This is a genomic window from Pseudarthrobacter sp. NPDC058329 (genome assembly GCF_042879835.1).
Taxonomy (GTDB): domain Bacteria; phylum Actinomycetota; class Actinomycetes; order Actinomycetales; family Micrococcaceae; genus Arthrobacter.
Window position 1 is genome coordinate 156317 of record NZ_JBHVZR010000005.1, and the last position, 13004, is coordinate 169320.

Sequence of the window (13004 nt, forward strand, 5' to 3'; positions counted from 1 at the left end):
GCCTCCAAGCTCTACCGCGGCGAAGGCAAAACCGATGCCAAAGACGCCGCAGTGATCGCGGACCAGGCAAGGGTGCGCCGGGATCTGCAGCCGCTGAGGGCCGGGGACGAGGTCATTTGGGCAACGGACCTGAACCACGGCGGACCCGCGCTGCTGATCGCCATCCTCGTCGCCCACGACCAGAACATCCTCTATATCCCCGGCAGGGTCGTCCACCACGCCTCCAAGCTCTACCGCGGCGAAGGCAAAACCGATGCCAAAGACGCCGCAGTGATCGCGGACCAGGCAAGGGTGCGCCGGGATCTGCAGCCGCTAAGGGCCGGGGATGAGATCAGCACGGGCTTGCGAATCCTCACCGCCCGCCGCGCCGACAAATCCGCCGACCGGGTCCGGGCGATCAACCGACTGCAGGCCCAACTGCTCGAATACTTCCCCGCCCTCGAGCGTGCCTTTGACTACAGCCGCTCCAAAGGAGCGCTGCTGCTGCTGACCAAACACCGGACCCCTGACGGGATCCGCCGAACCGGGCAGGCCAGGATCCACGCCTGGCTGAAGAAACACGGCACCCGCTCCTCCGCCGCGGTGGCCCAGGCGGCCCTGGACGCAGCGAAGTCCCAGCACACCACCGTCCCGGCCCAGCACCTCGGGGAACTGATCGTCGCCGCCCTCGCACAGGAAATCATCACCCTCGATCAGGAACTCGCCGAACTCGATGCGCTGATCAACGAGAAGGTCACCGAACACAAGCACGCCCGGACGCTGCTGAGCATGCCCGGGTTCGGACCCGTCCTCGCCGCGGAATTCCTCGGCGCCACCGGCGGAGACCTCACCGTCTTCCAAACCGCGGACCGGTTTGCCGGCGTTGTCGGGCTGGCCCCTGCACCGCGGGATTCCGGAAGAATAAGCGGAAACCACCACCGGCCCCGGCGCTATGACAGGCGGCTACTGCGCGTCTTCTACCTCTCCGGGCTCTCGGCCCTGAAAAGCTGCGTGGCTTCCCGGACCTACTACGACCGAAAGCGTCTTGAAGGAAAAACACACATCCAGGCCATGCTCTCCCTTGCCCGGCGTCGGCTCAACGTCCTTTGGGCCATGCTCCGTGACGGAACCACCTACACGCCGGCACTGCCGCAGGCAGCCGGGCTGGCCGCCTGAGCCCTTCGCGATGAGAAAACGCCGGGAGTGCTTCGGGCTGTTGCGTTACCCAAGGTCGGTTAATGGCGCGCATCGAGCGCGAGCTTTAGTCCGAAGCCAACAAGGACGGTCCCGTGATGCGTAAATCATCTTGGCCGTCGCCGCATCGGCGACGGGAACGGGAAACTGTTCGGCTACGGAATTACGTAGAAGGAGATACCTCCGCCAGGGGTCGGCTCACGCACCCTGTTGGTCTGTAGGTGGGTGTTCGGCCACGCAGAAGAGGTTCCCCTCCAGATCAGCAAGAGTGGTCCACTGCACGTGTGGGAATTCGTCCAGGACGTCCCACTGGTAGGTGGCCCCGAGGCTCAGGAGGCGATCGACCTCTGCCTGTCGTGACCCCCAGGGGACAGTCAGGTCGAGGTGGAACGCCTGGTGCTCGGGGCGAGGACCGGTCATGGGTTGGAAGAACATCGCGAACCCTCCGGGGCCAGCAGATGGCAGGTAGACGCTATCACCACCGGGTGAGGGCAAGGCGCCGGTCACGGACGCCCAAAATTCGGCAAGCGTGGCTGGATCCTGGGCCTCCATGTTGATCGCACCAAGGGCGATCTGATGAGTCGTCATGATTGCAACGCTAGCAGGACCCCAGACAGCCTCCCTTTTGTGCACGTCGGCGCGGGAACCTTGCCGACCGCCGGCCAGCTGGGACACCCAAAGGGCACGCCGGAATCCGTTGACAACATCATTGAGATTCCTGCGGATTCTAGGCGTCCGCTCCAGCCCGTCCAGCCCCGGTTCCGCAAGCTCCACCGGGGCCTGCGGCGCGGGAATTTCCCTTCGGCGCTCCTTCGTCGCTAATTTCCTGCGGGGATTTCCCGCACCTTGCCCTCCGGGTAGACAGGCCTCCGTCGGCCGCCGAGCAAGCAAGCTTGCCAGCAACCAAAAAACAACGGGGAGGGAACGGGGAGCTGGCCGGTCACCGTAGCCGCCCCACCCACCCCCACTTCTCGGACAAGAAGGAACACACCCAATGAACACAACACCCACGCTTGAAATGATCGACCCGGCCACCCTGACCGTCGACGTCAACGTCCGCAAAGACGCCGCCCTGACCGCTGATTTCATCGCCAGCATCAAGGAACATGGCGTGATGGAACCCGTCATTGCCCACCGGAAGGACGACGGCACCGTGCATGTCCTTATGGGCCAGCGCCGCACGCGCGCCGCCGTCGAAGCCGGACGGGAGGCCATCCCGGTGATGATCATCGACAGCCCGGAAGAAGCCGAACGCATCGTGACGCAGGTGGTGGACAACATCCAGCGTGCCGAACTGACCGAAGCGGACGAGGCCGACGCCTACCACCAGCTGTCCCTGATCGGTGTCTCGGCGGCCTCGATCGCCAAGAAGACCGGACGGACCAAAACCACCGTCGAATCTGCCCTCAAAGCCAAGTCCACCGAGACCGGAGCCGCCGCCCTGGGCAAGGGCTACACCATCGAAGAAGCCCTCATTCTGGCCGAGTTCGAAGGCGACGAGGACGGCACCGAGGAACTGGAATCAGTCATCATGGACGAACCCGACATGCTCCTGCACGTCACCCAGCAGCTGCGCGACAAGCGCGACCGCGCCGCCGCGCTGGCCGCACTGACCGCAGAACTGGAAGCGGCAGGAACCACCGTCGTTCCCGAATGCGGCTACGGGGAAGACAGCGAAACCCTTCGGGTCACGTCCCTGAAAAGGGCGGACGGGGAACCGGCCACGGACGAGGACGGGAACGCCGTCTACATCGAAACGGACTACCGGGGCGAGCACTCAGCCGTCGCAGTGGTCACCGGCTGGAAAGAACTCGGCTTCACACTGCGCTACTACAGCGGCTACGGCACGTCTTCGGCTCCCAAAGGCCCGATGACCGAGGAGCAGAAGGCCGAGCGGAAGACCCTGATCGAAAACAACAAGCTGATGCAGTCAGTCCTGTTGACTGAACTTCAGGGAGACTGACCCCCAGGCTCTCCGGAGAGGTGGTCATGGTGGACGAAATGCGGCTGAAACTGCTTGAGGGACAGATCGGGTTGCCCGCCATCGGCGCTGTCCGGCAAAAAGCGGCAGGCCTGCTGCCTTACGCGGTTGTCGATGATGCCCGGCAGGAGATCGAGGTCTTCTCGGTCTTTCTCCGTGATCTCGTTCTGACGGACATGAGTCCATTGACGGTGCGTTCGTATGGGAATGATCTGCTGCGTTGGTGGCGGGTGTTGCAGCTGATCGGCCTCCCTTGGGACCAGGCCGGCCGCCTGGAGGTGGAAGTCATGGTCGGCTGGATGCGTTCGGCCGTGAATTCTCAACGGCGTCAAGGCGCGGCCCGGTTGATGAATCCCCGGACGGGGAAACGGCCGCTGGGGGAGGGATATGCGCCATCGACGATAAATCACGCGTTGGCTGTTATCGCTTCCTTCTATACTTTTCACGCCCGTTTTGGTCGGGGACCGGTGGTGAATCCTGTGCCCGAGAGCCCCGCCCGCCGGGCACGGCTGGGACACCGCAGCCCGATGGAGGAGACGCCAGGGTTGCGGCGGGCACCGCTGAGGCAGAAGGCCCCGGTACTGGCGCCTCGGTCCATTCCGGATGATTTAGTGGATGAGCTCGTCGGGGCACTGCGGACGAGTCGAGACAAGGCACTGGTGAGCCTGTATTTGTCATCGGGCGCCCGGGCGAGCGAACTGCTCGGGGTCCGGGGTGGCCAAGTGGACTGGCCCGGGCAGCGCGTCTGGGTGGTTTCAAAAGGGTCCCGGGCGCTCGAGCCGGTCCCCGCTTCGCCAGAATCCCTGCAGTACCTGGCAGCGTACTTCCACGAGCACGGCACACCGGGACCGGGCGAATTGATCTGGCGGGCCCTGCACGGGAAGCCGCGCCCGCTGAATTATCACGCGACACGCCCGCCGGGTCCTACAGCGGGCGAACACCCTGTTGGGAACCGACTGGTCGCTGCACGATCTGCGGCACACGACGATAGACCGGATGGTGACGGACCCGAACCTGACGTTGCCAGAGGTGATGGCCGTGACCCGCCACAAGCGTGTGTCCTCGATGGCACCATACCTGCGGCCGCGAATCGATGAAGTCTTTCAAAAGGTCCAGGAGCACCTCGCCGCACCACGACCGGAACCAAGACTGACACCGGGCTATGACGCGGACGACTTCAAGGCGGTATTCGGTGGTTGAGGTACTCACGCACCCCGAACAACGCGGCCTCCAACCGGCGTCTCCTGGAAGGAAGCGGACCCGCAGCGTCATCACGCCCGCGCCGGCGACGCCGCCGACCGTCCCGCCACGCCCGCAGGGAGACCTGGATACGGCGACGCTGGAGACAATTAATTGGCTGGTCGATGTGATTTGGCCCCGAACTCAACCGAGGTGCTCGCTACGCCGAGCGGGCCTGAGGTGGCTGCTCGCCTACCTCGAAGGGCACCCGGGACGGACGTGGCAGGAACGATGGGTCGCATCGGGCCTGAACGACGGGCACCGCCGAATCCGGGAATTGACCACGGGGAACGCTCGTCTGGACGGGGAGCTGGGCCATTCGCTCCTGCTGCTGTGCTGCCTTCGCGTGATCAGGCCGTCATTGGCAGCGTTCCGGGTCAACAGCTTCGTGCGCTACCACGAGCATTTCGAAGCTGCACAGAATGATCCTGATCTGGAGCGGTTCCTGGCGTTGGTCAACAAGCACGACACGTCGGGGCACTTCAAACGATGTGCCCGCTTCGATGTCGCGGCGGCCTTGACGACCCAGGGCATCGCTTTCGCCGATCTGAGCGCGGAAGCGCTGCTTCACTATGCGATCGCCACCCGTGAAGGCGGCTGGGGCGCCGGCTATGAGTCCTACGTCGGTCACCTCGCCTGGCGGCTAATGGCCGAATCCGGTCACTTCCCTGTCCATGTTCCAGCCACCCTGCGCGGAGCCATGCGGACTCCGGCGATGACGCCGACAGAGCTCGTTGACCGGCACAACATCAGCGACGCGGACGTTCACGCGATGTTCGTGGCCTACCTGACCCGCCGCAGCCATGACATCGATTACTCAACCCTGCGGGATCTCGCCGCGGACCTCTGCGGGAAGTTCTGGACCGGGCTCCTGGCAGTCAACCCTGGCCAGGTCGATTTCACTCTCACGCCGGAAGACTATGAGAATTGGCGGGCGGTGCTGGAGATCCGCCGTGACGGGAAACCGCGTCTCAGTGCGGACGCGGTCCTGACAAACATCCGCGCCGTCTACCTTGATATTCAGGGGTGGGCGGCCCAGGAACCGGAGCGGTGGGCTCGCTGGGTTGCACCTTGCCCAATCGGCAGCAGAGAAACCAGGTCGCAGGCGAAAACGAAACGCAGAGCCAAGGAACGTATGGATGGCCGCATCCGCCTGCTCCAACCGGTCCTTCCGGCCTTCGTTGGCGCCTTGACCGCCCGCCGGGACCACCTGCATAACCTCCTGACAGCGGCGACGGATGCCGAACGAGACCAGGAACTGACGGTTGGATCGAAGCGGTATCGGCGGCTGTTCACCGCCGGTGACGCCAGGCATGCCCTGATTCATGGCCGGCCCAACATCCGGGTGCTCGAGGAGTCGACCGGGCGAAAGCTTAACGTCACGTTCGCCGAGGATGCTTCGTTCTGGCAGTGGGCAGCAGTAGAGACGTTGCGGCACACCGGGCTGCGGTGCGAAGAACTCTTGGAGCTGTCCCAGTTGAGCATCCGCCAGTACGTCCGGCCCAACGGCGAAGTTGTGGCACTGCTGGTCGTCGCCCCGTCCAAGACCGACCGTGAACGCGTGATTCCGATGACCGCAGAACTGTTCCATGTGATCGCGACGATCATCCGCCGCCTCACCCGGAATCGGAAGGGCGTGCCCTTGGCGACACGCTTTGACAAGTACGAACGCATCACGAGCGAGCCGCAGCCCTTTCTGTTCCAGCGGACGATCGGGCAACGCACCGAGGTCATCACCCCGGAGACACTGCGCGCCGAGCTGGCCAAGCTCAGCGATGCCCTGTCTGTTGGGCACCCCGAACTGGCGGGCTGTCGGTTCACTCCGCATGACTTCCGCCGCCTGTTCGCGACCGACCTCGTCAACCACGGCCTGCCGATCCACATCGGCGCCGCACTCCTTGGCCACCTGGACGTGCAGACCACCCACCGGTACGTCACCGTCTTCCACGAAGACGTTATCCGCCACTATCAGGCCCACCTGGCCGGACGCCGGGCGGCCCGCCCCGCCCGGGAATACCGTTCTCCGAGCCTCACAGAGTGGGCCGAATTCGAAGAGCACTTCGACAAACGCAAGGTAGAGCTGGGAAACTGCGGCCGCCCGTACGCGACCCCCTGTGAACACGAGCATGCGTGCATTCGCTGCCCCATGCTCCAGGTTGATCCTGGCATGATCGACCGGCTCGACGAGATCAACACCGACCTCATCGCCCGACGGAAGCTCGCACAAACAAAAGGTTGGCTGGGCGAACTCGAAGGCATCGACCTCACCCTCCAATTCCTCAAAGAGAAACGCTTTGACGCGCAAAGATCCGCCCAGCGTGGTCCCACCAATCTGGGCATCCCGGTCATTCGGGCTGAATGATCAGCGGGGCACCCCTATGGCGACCCGTTTCGTGGCGCCATAGCTTCGGCTAGCGCTCTTGCTAGAAGTACTCGTTTGGGTTTGCAGTAGCGGAGAGGACGGCCAGCACAATGACTGTTAGCGGTACTGCCGATAGAACGGAGAGCGGCCACCAGTTGACCAGACGCCGCGTCGTCTTCCGATGCCGTAAGGCCACGTTCAGGGACGCCATAAAGAACGGGGCAAAAAAGACGATGAAGATGAGAGTGGCATACAGCAGGTCCCCTTCATAGCAGCCCGAACCCATCGTCTCGGGCGTGCATTCCATCCTGGAAGGGTAATAGCCTAGGGCGAATCCGAAGAAAGCTGCCGCTGGCAAGCAAATTACCGCCCCGATAAGCGATAGTGCGACCGACCATTTTTGCGCGCCGGTAAGGCGTTGTCTGGCTCCCAGTACGAAAGACCCTTGCTTGCTGCTCTTCACTGCCGTTCCCCCAAATCCGTTCTAAACCTTGCCGAGGCTAGCAGAGCGACTTGGGCGGTCATGCCTTCGTAACAGTCTCGGCCCTCGCCGGGAAAGGGTTCACGGCGTTCCACCTCAACGCCGTCAAAGCTCATGTTCTCCCCGGTCTAGCATGTCCAAGAAATCGATTTGTCAGTGCTGTCTCTAGCACTCGTTACGTTCTCATGATGTGTCTTTCGCTGCTCGTAGGCAGGACTGGGCAGTATTAGTACGATTCCAAATTCCCACGCACCTGATGCCGTGCTTGCAAAGTGCAGAGAAGCGACCACCGTCCGCCGCGAATGGGTCAAGAACCTGCTGTCAAAGAAGCAAGCCCCCAAAGGCTGGCAGTACTTCACCGTGCACGCCATCACCCACCACTCCGAAACCGCCAGCGGCTATGACGGCAAGGTAGCTGCTGAGATGGTCGGGGCGAAGGTCGAAGAGTCCAACGCCTGGGCGTGGAACCCGCTCCGCGACCACGTCGCCAAGACGACAGCACGTCCGGAATTTTCCCTGATCGCGCTGGTGTGCGCAGCGGAACACCAACCGAAGCTGACGCCGCCTAAACTGGTACCGCCTTGCCGGGCGTCATCTGTCGCAACGCCCGGCAAGGCTCCCCGGCCGCTCATCACGTGATGGCCCAGGAACGTTCCAGAAGTCGGGCGGTCCGCCGCCCAGTGCGAACCATGGCAGCCACTCACCAGCGGCGGACCGCCAGTTCCCGCGGCAACCGAAACGAGTCGTTGTCTGCCGCGCCGGCAGGAACAACGGGGGCCACCATGGGACGGCACCGCCATCACAGATCCTCAGCTAGGCTGAGTCATAGATTTCCTTTGTCCGAGGAGCGGAAAGGGTCGGCCCACCGGCCGGCCCTTCTCCGTTTAACCGCCCGGCACCAGCCACCCATCCTCGCGCCGGCGCGCAGGACGTGGTCACGGCGCGGAACGGCCGGCACAGCTCATCTGGACTTTTCCCTGCTGCGGCGGGACCAGGATCGCTGGTTGCGGTGGCTGGCTTAGGATGTGGTCGTGTCGATGGACAGCTTCGAGGAGCGCTTTGACGGTCCGACCCTCAACGAGGATCTGTGGGTGGATCATTACCTTCCGCAGTGGACTGTTCCTGCCCGGTCCCGGGCCCGCTACGACTTCCCCGGCGACGGGGTGCGGTTGCGGATTGATGCCGACCAGCCGGCCTGGCGTGCCGCCGATGGGCTCCTGCGGGTCAGCAACCTCCAGACCGGGACCTTCTCCGGCCCCGCAGGCTCGACGCGGGGGACGCACCGTCACCGCCTGGACGGGCTCGAGGTGGTCACCCCGCAGCCCACGCGCCGGCTGTGGACGCCGTCCGCCGGCGAGGTCGAAGTGCGGGTCAGCGCCACCTCGGACCTGACGTGCATGGTGGGAATCTGGCTGGTCGGGTTTGAAGAGTCCAGTCCCGACGATTGCGGCGAGCTGTGCATCGCAGAACTCTTCGGAAGCAAAATCTCTCTTGGCAGCACTACCGTGAGGGTCGGCATCAAAGCCCACCACGACCCGCGCCTGACCAATGACGTCCGGGACACCCAAGTGCCCATCGATGCCACCGAACCGCACACCTACGGCGTCCGCTGGTCAAAGGTCGGGGCGGAATTCTCCGTTGACGGTCAGGTCACCATGACCACCCCGCAAAGGCTCCCGTACGAACAGCAACTGATGATCGACCTGTTCGAATTTCCCCTGACAGACCAACGGGACCCGCAGGACTACCCCAAAACCGCGGTCGTGCATTCCGTCCGCGGGACGAGCACATGACGGCTTCTCCCCGGGGCAGTGCCTCGTCGGGGTCGTGTTAACCCGGGACGTTCCTGGGGTCGTTGCCGTAGCTGTTCTTGGACGCGATCTGCCCATCCTGGTTCTTGATCACGTGCTCAACACCGTCGGCCTTCGCGGCGTCCCGGCCTGCGGACACCGCCTGGTCCTTCGTGCCGTAACCGGCAGCAAAAGCCCTGCCGGCGCCCTCGCGCTTGTTCTTCCACTCGCCGTTTTCGTGGAAGGTCTCGACGTCACCCTGAGCCACTACACACTCCCTCAATCGTTCCAAAATCACTGACAGCCCCTGCACACGCGCAGGTAGCGAAAAGCCCCGCAGCACGAGTCGGTAATGCGGGGCCTTTCCTGGCAACCGCTTCACCTGATGGGGGACAGGCGAAGAAGCTGACAACCAACCTAATAGGAAGCATGCTTACTTTTCAAACCGGGTGCCGGGCGCCGATGCCAGCTAGGTGCGGCCGCGGGTGGGAGGGTTCGCAGAGCTCACCACCATAAGGGCGTCCGCTGGCACGGCCGGCTGCTGGGTCCAGGGCGCGCCGTCGCAGAGCTCCGGACGCCCTGGCCCTTGTGTGTCTGCGACGTTTTTGGCTGCTGTCCTGACGGATTGTACGTGTCCGCTCCGGCCCGTCTAGCCCCTCCTTCGTCGGGGCCTGCGGGGCAGGAAATCTTCGACGGCGCTCCTGATCGCTGACTTCCTTACGAAGATTTCCCGCTCCTTGCCCTGCGGGTAGACGGGCCTCCGACGGCCACAGCTCCGCAAGCTTCGCCAGCAGCCAAAAAACAACGGGGGAAGGAGGAATCGGGTGGTCACCAGGGCCGCCCCACGCACCAGATGTGCGGTGCAGGAACATCGTAAAAACAGCTGTGAATCGACCACAGAGACTCCCGCGGTTATGCGGAGGATGGGCTGTTAATTCAGCTGCATTTTTGGTCGAATAGAAGCAGTAAGTCAGGCAGACGAACGAAACTTATGTGATACGAAACCAGGTACTGAAAATGACTTCCTCACCTGCGGACTACACGGTCTACACGAAACCGGATTGCCCCCAGTGCGATAAGACCAAGGCCTACTTCGACTCCAAAGGCATCACCTACCATGCCGTGGACATCAGCGAAGTGCCGGCCGCGCTGGAGTACATCTCCGCTGAGCTTGGCTATTCCCAGGCCCCCGTCGTTGTGAACAACTCCGATGACCAGGACCACTGGTCCGGCCTGCGCCGGGACAAACTTGTCACCGCCGCCATGAACCACACCCACGCCCGGAAAGGGGCCACACCATGAGCATCCACCACACCACGATCACCGCCATCCTGGACGGTTTCAACGTCGCTGCGGAACTCCAGGAAGATTCGGAGCTTCGCGCGGCCGCCTACGCCCTGGCCTTCCTGGATGACCCGGCCGGCGGAGCGGAGGAACGTTTCTACGACTCCGCCACCACCCTGCCCGGGGACACACCCGATGCGATGCCCTACGAGGTCAACAACCGGGCACTGCTGACCGGGATCTACGAATCGCGGCTCTCCGTACGGCTCGATGAGCTGTACACGGCAGGGCGTGAAACCGAAGCCGACGCAACACCCTAAAACCTCGTTCATCGGGAGTGCGCGTGATGAACCCACCGCGCGCACTCCTGCCCCACGATCGCCCATACGAAACCAGTAGAGAAGGAACGAAACAATGACCGGCGAAACCAGCATCACCGTGATCGGCAACCTCACCAACGACCCGGAACTTCGGTTCACCCCGTCCGGGTCCGCGGTCGCAAACTTCACGATCGCCTCCACCCCGAGGACATTCGACCGGCAGGCCAACGAGTGGAAGGACGGCGAGACGCTGTTCCTTCGCGCCAGTGTCTGGCGCGAAGCGGCAGAACACGTGGCTGAATCCCTGACCAAGGGCACGCGCGTCATCGTCTCGGGTCTGTTGAAGTCACGAAGCTACGAGACGAAAGAGGGGGAGAAGCGCACCGTGATCGAACTCGAAGTCGAGGAAATCGGCCCGTCCCTCCGGTACGCCATGGCCACCGTAACGCGTTCCCAGGGCACCCGGCCGGCGCAGCCCGACACCCCGGTCAAGGGCTGGCGGGACCGCGTCAAAGAGCAGGCCGACACCGCGGCCGCGGACAACGGCAGCGGGTACGCCGATGATGACCCGTGGTTCGGGAAGAACGCCACCACGGCCGTGCAGCCCGGCGGCGGTTCAGGCCGTGGTCCTGAACCATCGTTCTAGATATTGCTGTTGCGTCGGGGCCAGCAGCTACGCTGGCTCCGGCACACCTGGGCCCCTGGGCCTTATCGATGTGGCTGGGTTATCGGACCTATGAAGAGTTGAAGCACCGGAAAGAGGACATCGAGGGTGACGGAGCGCGCTAGCGACAAAGTGCAGCAGGAAGCCACAGCGGCGGCAAAGGCAAGGTTCGCTCGGATGCTGTCCCTGACGGAGGTGAAGGACGTCCTGAATGTGGGAATGCCGACGGTGTACGCGCTGCTGCGCAGTGGTGAGTTGCGGGGCGTGCAGATCGGCGGCCGCGGCATTTGGCGCGTCAGCGAGGACGATCTCGGGGCGTATCTGGACCGCGCCTACCAGGAGACGCAGGAACGCATCGCCACCGGACAAATCAGCGCCGGCGAGGGCGACACTGACGGCTAGAACAACAGCACAGAAACAACACTGCGGGAATGGCCGCCACGTTCAACGTGGCGGCCATTCCCGCAGTAAAAGCTGCCCCGGGGCAGCCCAAGCTGGCACCGCTGCGAAGAAGAGATGGTTTCCTCTCCAAGGTCCTATGGCCGCCTCTTTTGGCGAACGCCGACGGCGTCTTCTTGGCGAGTTGCTGCTAGAGGAGGCTGTGCACATGCGCCGGTCCCGGCGGTGAGATTCCCCGCTCGTGGTGAGCTGGCGTTTGTGTGCAGCCGGTCAGGTGGGTCCGGTCGTCCACATGGGTGCGGGAAAAGCCCGAAGGAGTTAGCTTTTGCCGTGCCCATGTGGGCGAGGGGCAAACCTATTCAGCCCCGGTAACCCCACCAGCGGAGGACGGGGAGCTCTCGTCCGAAGTGCGGGTGGTGGTTGGCTTGCGCCGCCGCGCCGCGGCACCGGACTCGAGCCCGAGCTTCTTCAGCTCCTCCGGGCTCCACCCGTCTTTGGTGGCGCGCACGTAGGCGCGCTTGTCGTCTCGTTCGGCGTCGGCGAGCTGCTCGCGCAGGTCCGTGATCCGCTGCCTGGTCTTGACCAGGTTCGTGACGGACTCGATGCGCGAGTCCAGGAGAGCGCGGGCCTGGTGGCGGGTCTGTTCGATATCGATGGTTGGCATGCACCCACCGTAACCACAGGGCGGGTCGGTTTTGGGGCAGCGACGCGCAGCGGCGTGCCGTCCCGGGATCCAGGAGGGACCAGAGGTGCGGAAAGGAGCGGGAGCACGCTTCGGCGGAGCAAGCTATACGTTTACACGGGTGTAAATGGCGTGTCGCTCACGGCCCTGTGGTTGTTCGCTTGGCACACTGGTCGTGTGGTCCCCGGTTTTGGGGTCGCTGCGCTGGGCCGTTTGAGGGGATTGGGGGAGTGCGTGTCTGAAGAGAATGAGACGCCGCGTTCCCGGATTTCGAAGCGGCGGCGGGCGAATTCCCCGGCGGGGTCGAAGAAGCGCCGCGATGTGTGGGTGACGGCGGAGGAGGAAGCGGCCCTGGTTGCGCGGGCCGCGAGGGAGAAGGTCACGGTCCCGAACCTGCTGCTCACGGCCGCCCTGTCGGAATCGTCGGAGACGCCGACCGAGCGCAGGGCGGCGATGGCCGAGCTGATGGCCATCCATACGTTGTTGGCGCGGGTGTCAAACAACGTGAACCAGATCGCCCGGCACGCCAACGCCGGCGATGAGTTCCCCCAGGACGCCAAGGCAGCACTGGCATATGTGCGCGAGGTTGCGATGCGGATCGACCGGACGATCGAGGGGTTGATGTAGGG

The 13004-nt window shown here is 63.8% G+C and carries 13 protein-coding genes and 2 pseudogenes; 11 read left to right on the plus strand and 4 right to left on the minus strand.

The features are described from left to right. The coding region (locus ACFVYC_RS09515) for an IS110 family transposase (RefSeq protein ID WP_387549295.1) at positions 1-1155 on the plus strand (1155 nt) is incomplete at its 5' end. Between the two features lie 216 nt (positions 1156-1371). Here ACFVYC_RS09515 and ACFVYC_RS09520 read toward each other — a convergent pair. Beyond that, on the minus strand, positions 1372-1761 hold the full coding sequence (locus tag ACFVYC_RS09520) for a VOC family protein (protein ID WP_387549297.1): 390 nt from the start codon (positions 1759-1761) through the stop codon (positions 1372-1374). Positions 1762-2167: 406 nt separating this feature from the next. Between ACFVYC_RS09520 and ACFVYC_RS09525 the strand changes: the two are divergent. The 3 genes and pseudogenes from ACFVYC_RS09525 to ACFVYC_RS09535 all read left to right on the plus strand — a co-directional run. Next, a pseudogene (locus tag ACFVYC_RS09525) lies at positions 2168-3106 on the plus strand (ParB/RepB/Spo0J family partition protein); the annotation flags it as partial. A gap of 56 nt (positions 3107-3162) precedes the next feature. Further along, positions 3163-4251 (plus strand): tyrosine-type recombinase/integrase, encoded by a 1089-nt coding sequence (locus ACFVYC_RS09530; protein ID WP_387549299.1) that lies wholly within the window; start codon positions 3163-3165, stop codon positions 4249-4251. A 95-nt stretch (positions 4252-4346) separates the two neighbouring features. After that, positions 4347-6755 (plus strand): tyrosine-type recombinase/integrase, encoded by a 2409-nt coding sequence (locus ACFVYC_RS09535; RefSeq protein WP_387549301.1) that lies wholly within the window; start codon positions 4347-4349, stop codon positions 6753-6755. Positions 6756-6816: 61 nt separating this feature from the next. Here the strand turns inward: ACFVYC_RS09535 and ACFVYC_RS09540 are convergent, their stop codons facing one another. After that, positions 6817-7062 (minus strand): hypothetical protein, encoded by a 246-nt coding sequence (locus ACFVYC_RS09540; protein ID WP_387549303.1) that lies wholly within the window; start codon positions 7060-7062, stop codon positions 6817-6819. Positions 7063-7518: 456 nt separating this feature from the next. On the opposite strand from ACFVYC_RS09540, the pseudogene ACFVYC_RS09545 reads away from it, so the two are divergent. Together ACFVYC_RS09545 and ACFVYC_RS09550 are read left to right on the plus strand one after the other, a co-directional pair. Further along, a pseudogene (locus ACFVYC_RS09545) lies at positions 7519-7773 on the plus strand (chromosome partitioning protein ParB); the annotation flags it as partial. A gap of 494 nt (positions 7774-8267) precedes the next feature. After that, positions 8268-9029, plus strand: coding sequence for a glycoside hydrolase family 16 protein (locus ACFVYC_RS09550; protein ID WP_387549305.1), 762 nt, complete (start codon positions 8268-8270; stop codon positions 9027-9029). 37 nt (positions 9030-9066) lie between these two features. Here ACFVYC_RS09550 and ACFVYC_RS09555 read toward each other — a convergent pair whose 3' ends face one another. Beyond that, positions 9067-9294 carry a DUF2188 domain-containing protein gene (locus tag ACFVYC_RS09555; RefSeq protein WP_387549307.1) on the minus strand — a complete coding sequence of 76 codons (228 nt, stop codon included), beginning with the start codon at positions 9292-9294 and terminating at the stop codon, positions 9067-9069. A 749-nt stretch (positions 9295-10043) separates the two neighbouring features. On the opposite strand from ACFVYC_RS09555, the gene ACFVYC_RS09560 reads away from it, so the two are divergent. From ACFVYC_RS09560 to ACFVYC_RS09575, 4 genes are all read left to right on the plus strand, one after another. After that, positions 10044-10328: a glutaredoxin family protein gene (locus ACFVYC_RS09560; protein WP_387549309.1), complete on the plus strand. Its 285-nt coding sequence runs from the start codon at positions 10044-10046 to the stop codon at positions 10326-10328. Continuing rightward, positions 10325-10630: a hypothetical protein gene (locus ACFVYC_RS09565; protein ID WP_387549311.1), complete on the plus strand. Its 306-nt coding sequence runs from the start codon at positions 10325-10327 to the stop codon at positions 10628-10630. Before ACFVYC_RS09560 ends, ACFVYC_RS09565 begins: the two co-directional genes overlap by 4 nt. 94 nt (positions 10631-10724) lie before the next feature. Then, positions 10725-11276 (plus strand): single-stranded DNA-binding protein, encoded by a 552-nt coding sequence (locus tag ACFVYC_RS09570; protein WP_387549313.1) that lies wholly within the window; start codon positions 10725-10727, stop codon positions 11274-11276. Positions 11277-11402: 126 nt separating this feature from the next. Continuing rightward, the gene (locus ACFVYC_RS09575; protein ID WP_387549315.1) at positions 11403-11696 is read left to right on the plus strand and encodes a helix-turn-helix domain-containing protein; all 294 of its coding nucleotides are present in this window, start codon (positions 11403-11405) and stop codon (positions 11694-11696) included. Between the two features lie 352 nt (positions 11697-12048). Here ACFVYC_RS09575 and ACFVYC_RS09580 read toward each other — a convergent pair whose 3' ends face one another. Continuing rightward, the gene (locus ACFVYC_RS09580) at positions 12049-12357 is read right to left on the minus strand and encodes a hypothetical protein (protein WP_387549316.1); all 309 of its coding nucleotides are present in this window, start codon (positions 12355-12357) and stop codon (positions 12049-12051) included. Positions 12358-12609: 252 nt separating this feature from the next. Between ACFVYC_RS09580 and ACFVYC_RS09585 the strand changes: the two genes are divergently transcribed. Continuing rightward, positions 12610-13002, plus strand: coding sequence for a MobC family plasmid mobilization relaxosome protein (locus ACFVYC_RS09585; protein WP_387549318.1), 393 nt, complete (start codon positions 12610-12612; stop codon positions 13000-13002). Positions 13003-13004: the final 2 nt, after the last annotated feature.

Excerpts from the sequence above, each read along its gene's own strand:
- ACFVYC_RS09520 (WP_387549297.1), bottom strand. The coding sequence starts at position 1,761 with ATGACGACTCATCAGATCGCCCTTGGTGCGATCAACATGGAGGCCCAG.
- ACFVYC_RS09530 (WP_387549299.1), top strand. The coding sequence starts at position 3,163 with ATGGTGGACGAAATGCGGCTGAAACTGCTTGAGGGACAGATCGGGTTG.
- ACFVYC_RS09540 (WP_387549303.1), bottom strand. The coding sequence starts at position 7,062 with ATGGAATGCACGCCCGAGACGATGGGTTCGGGCTGCTATGAAGGGGAC.
- ACFVYC_RS09560 (WP_387549309.1), top strand. The coding sequence starts at position 10,044 with ATGACTTCCTCACCTGCGGACTACACGGTCTACACGAAACCGGATTGC.
- ACFVYC_RS09565 (WP_387549311.1), top strand. The coding sequence starts at position 10,325 with ATGAGCATCCACCACACCACGATCACCGCCATCCTGGACGGTTTCAAC.
- ACFVYC_RS09570 (WP_387549313.1), top strand. The coding sequence starts at position 10,725 with ATGACCGGCGAAACCAGCATCACCGTGATCGGCAACCTCACCAACGAC.
- ACFVYC_RS09580 (WP_387549316.1), bottom strand. The coding sequence starts at position 12,357 with ATGCCAACCATCGATATCGAACAGACCCGCCACCAGGCCCGCGCTCTC.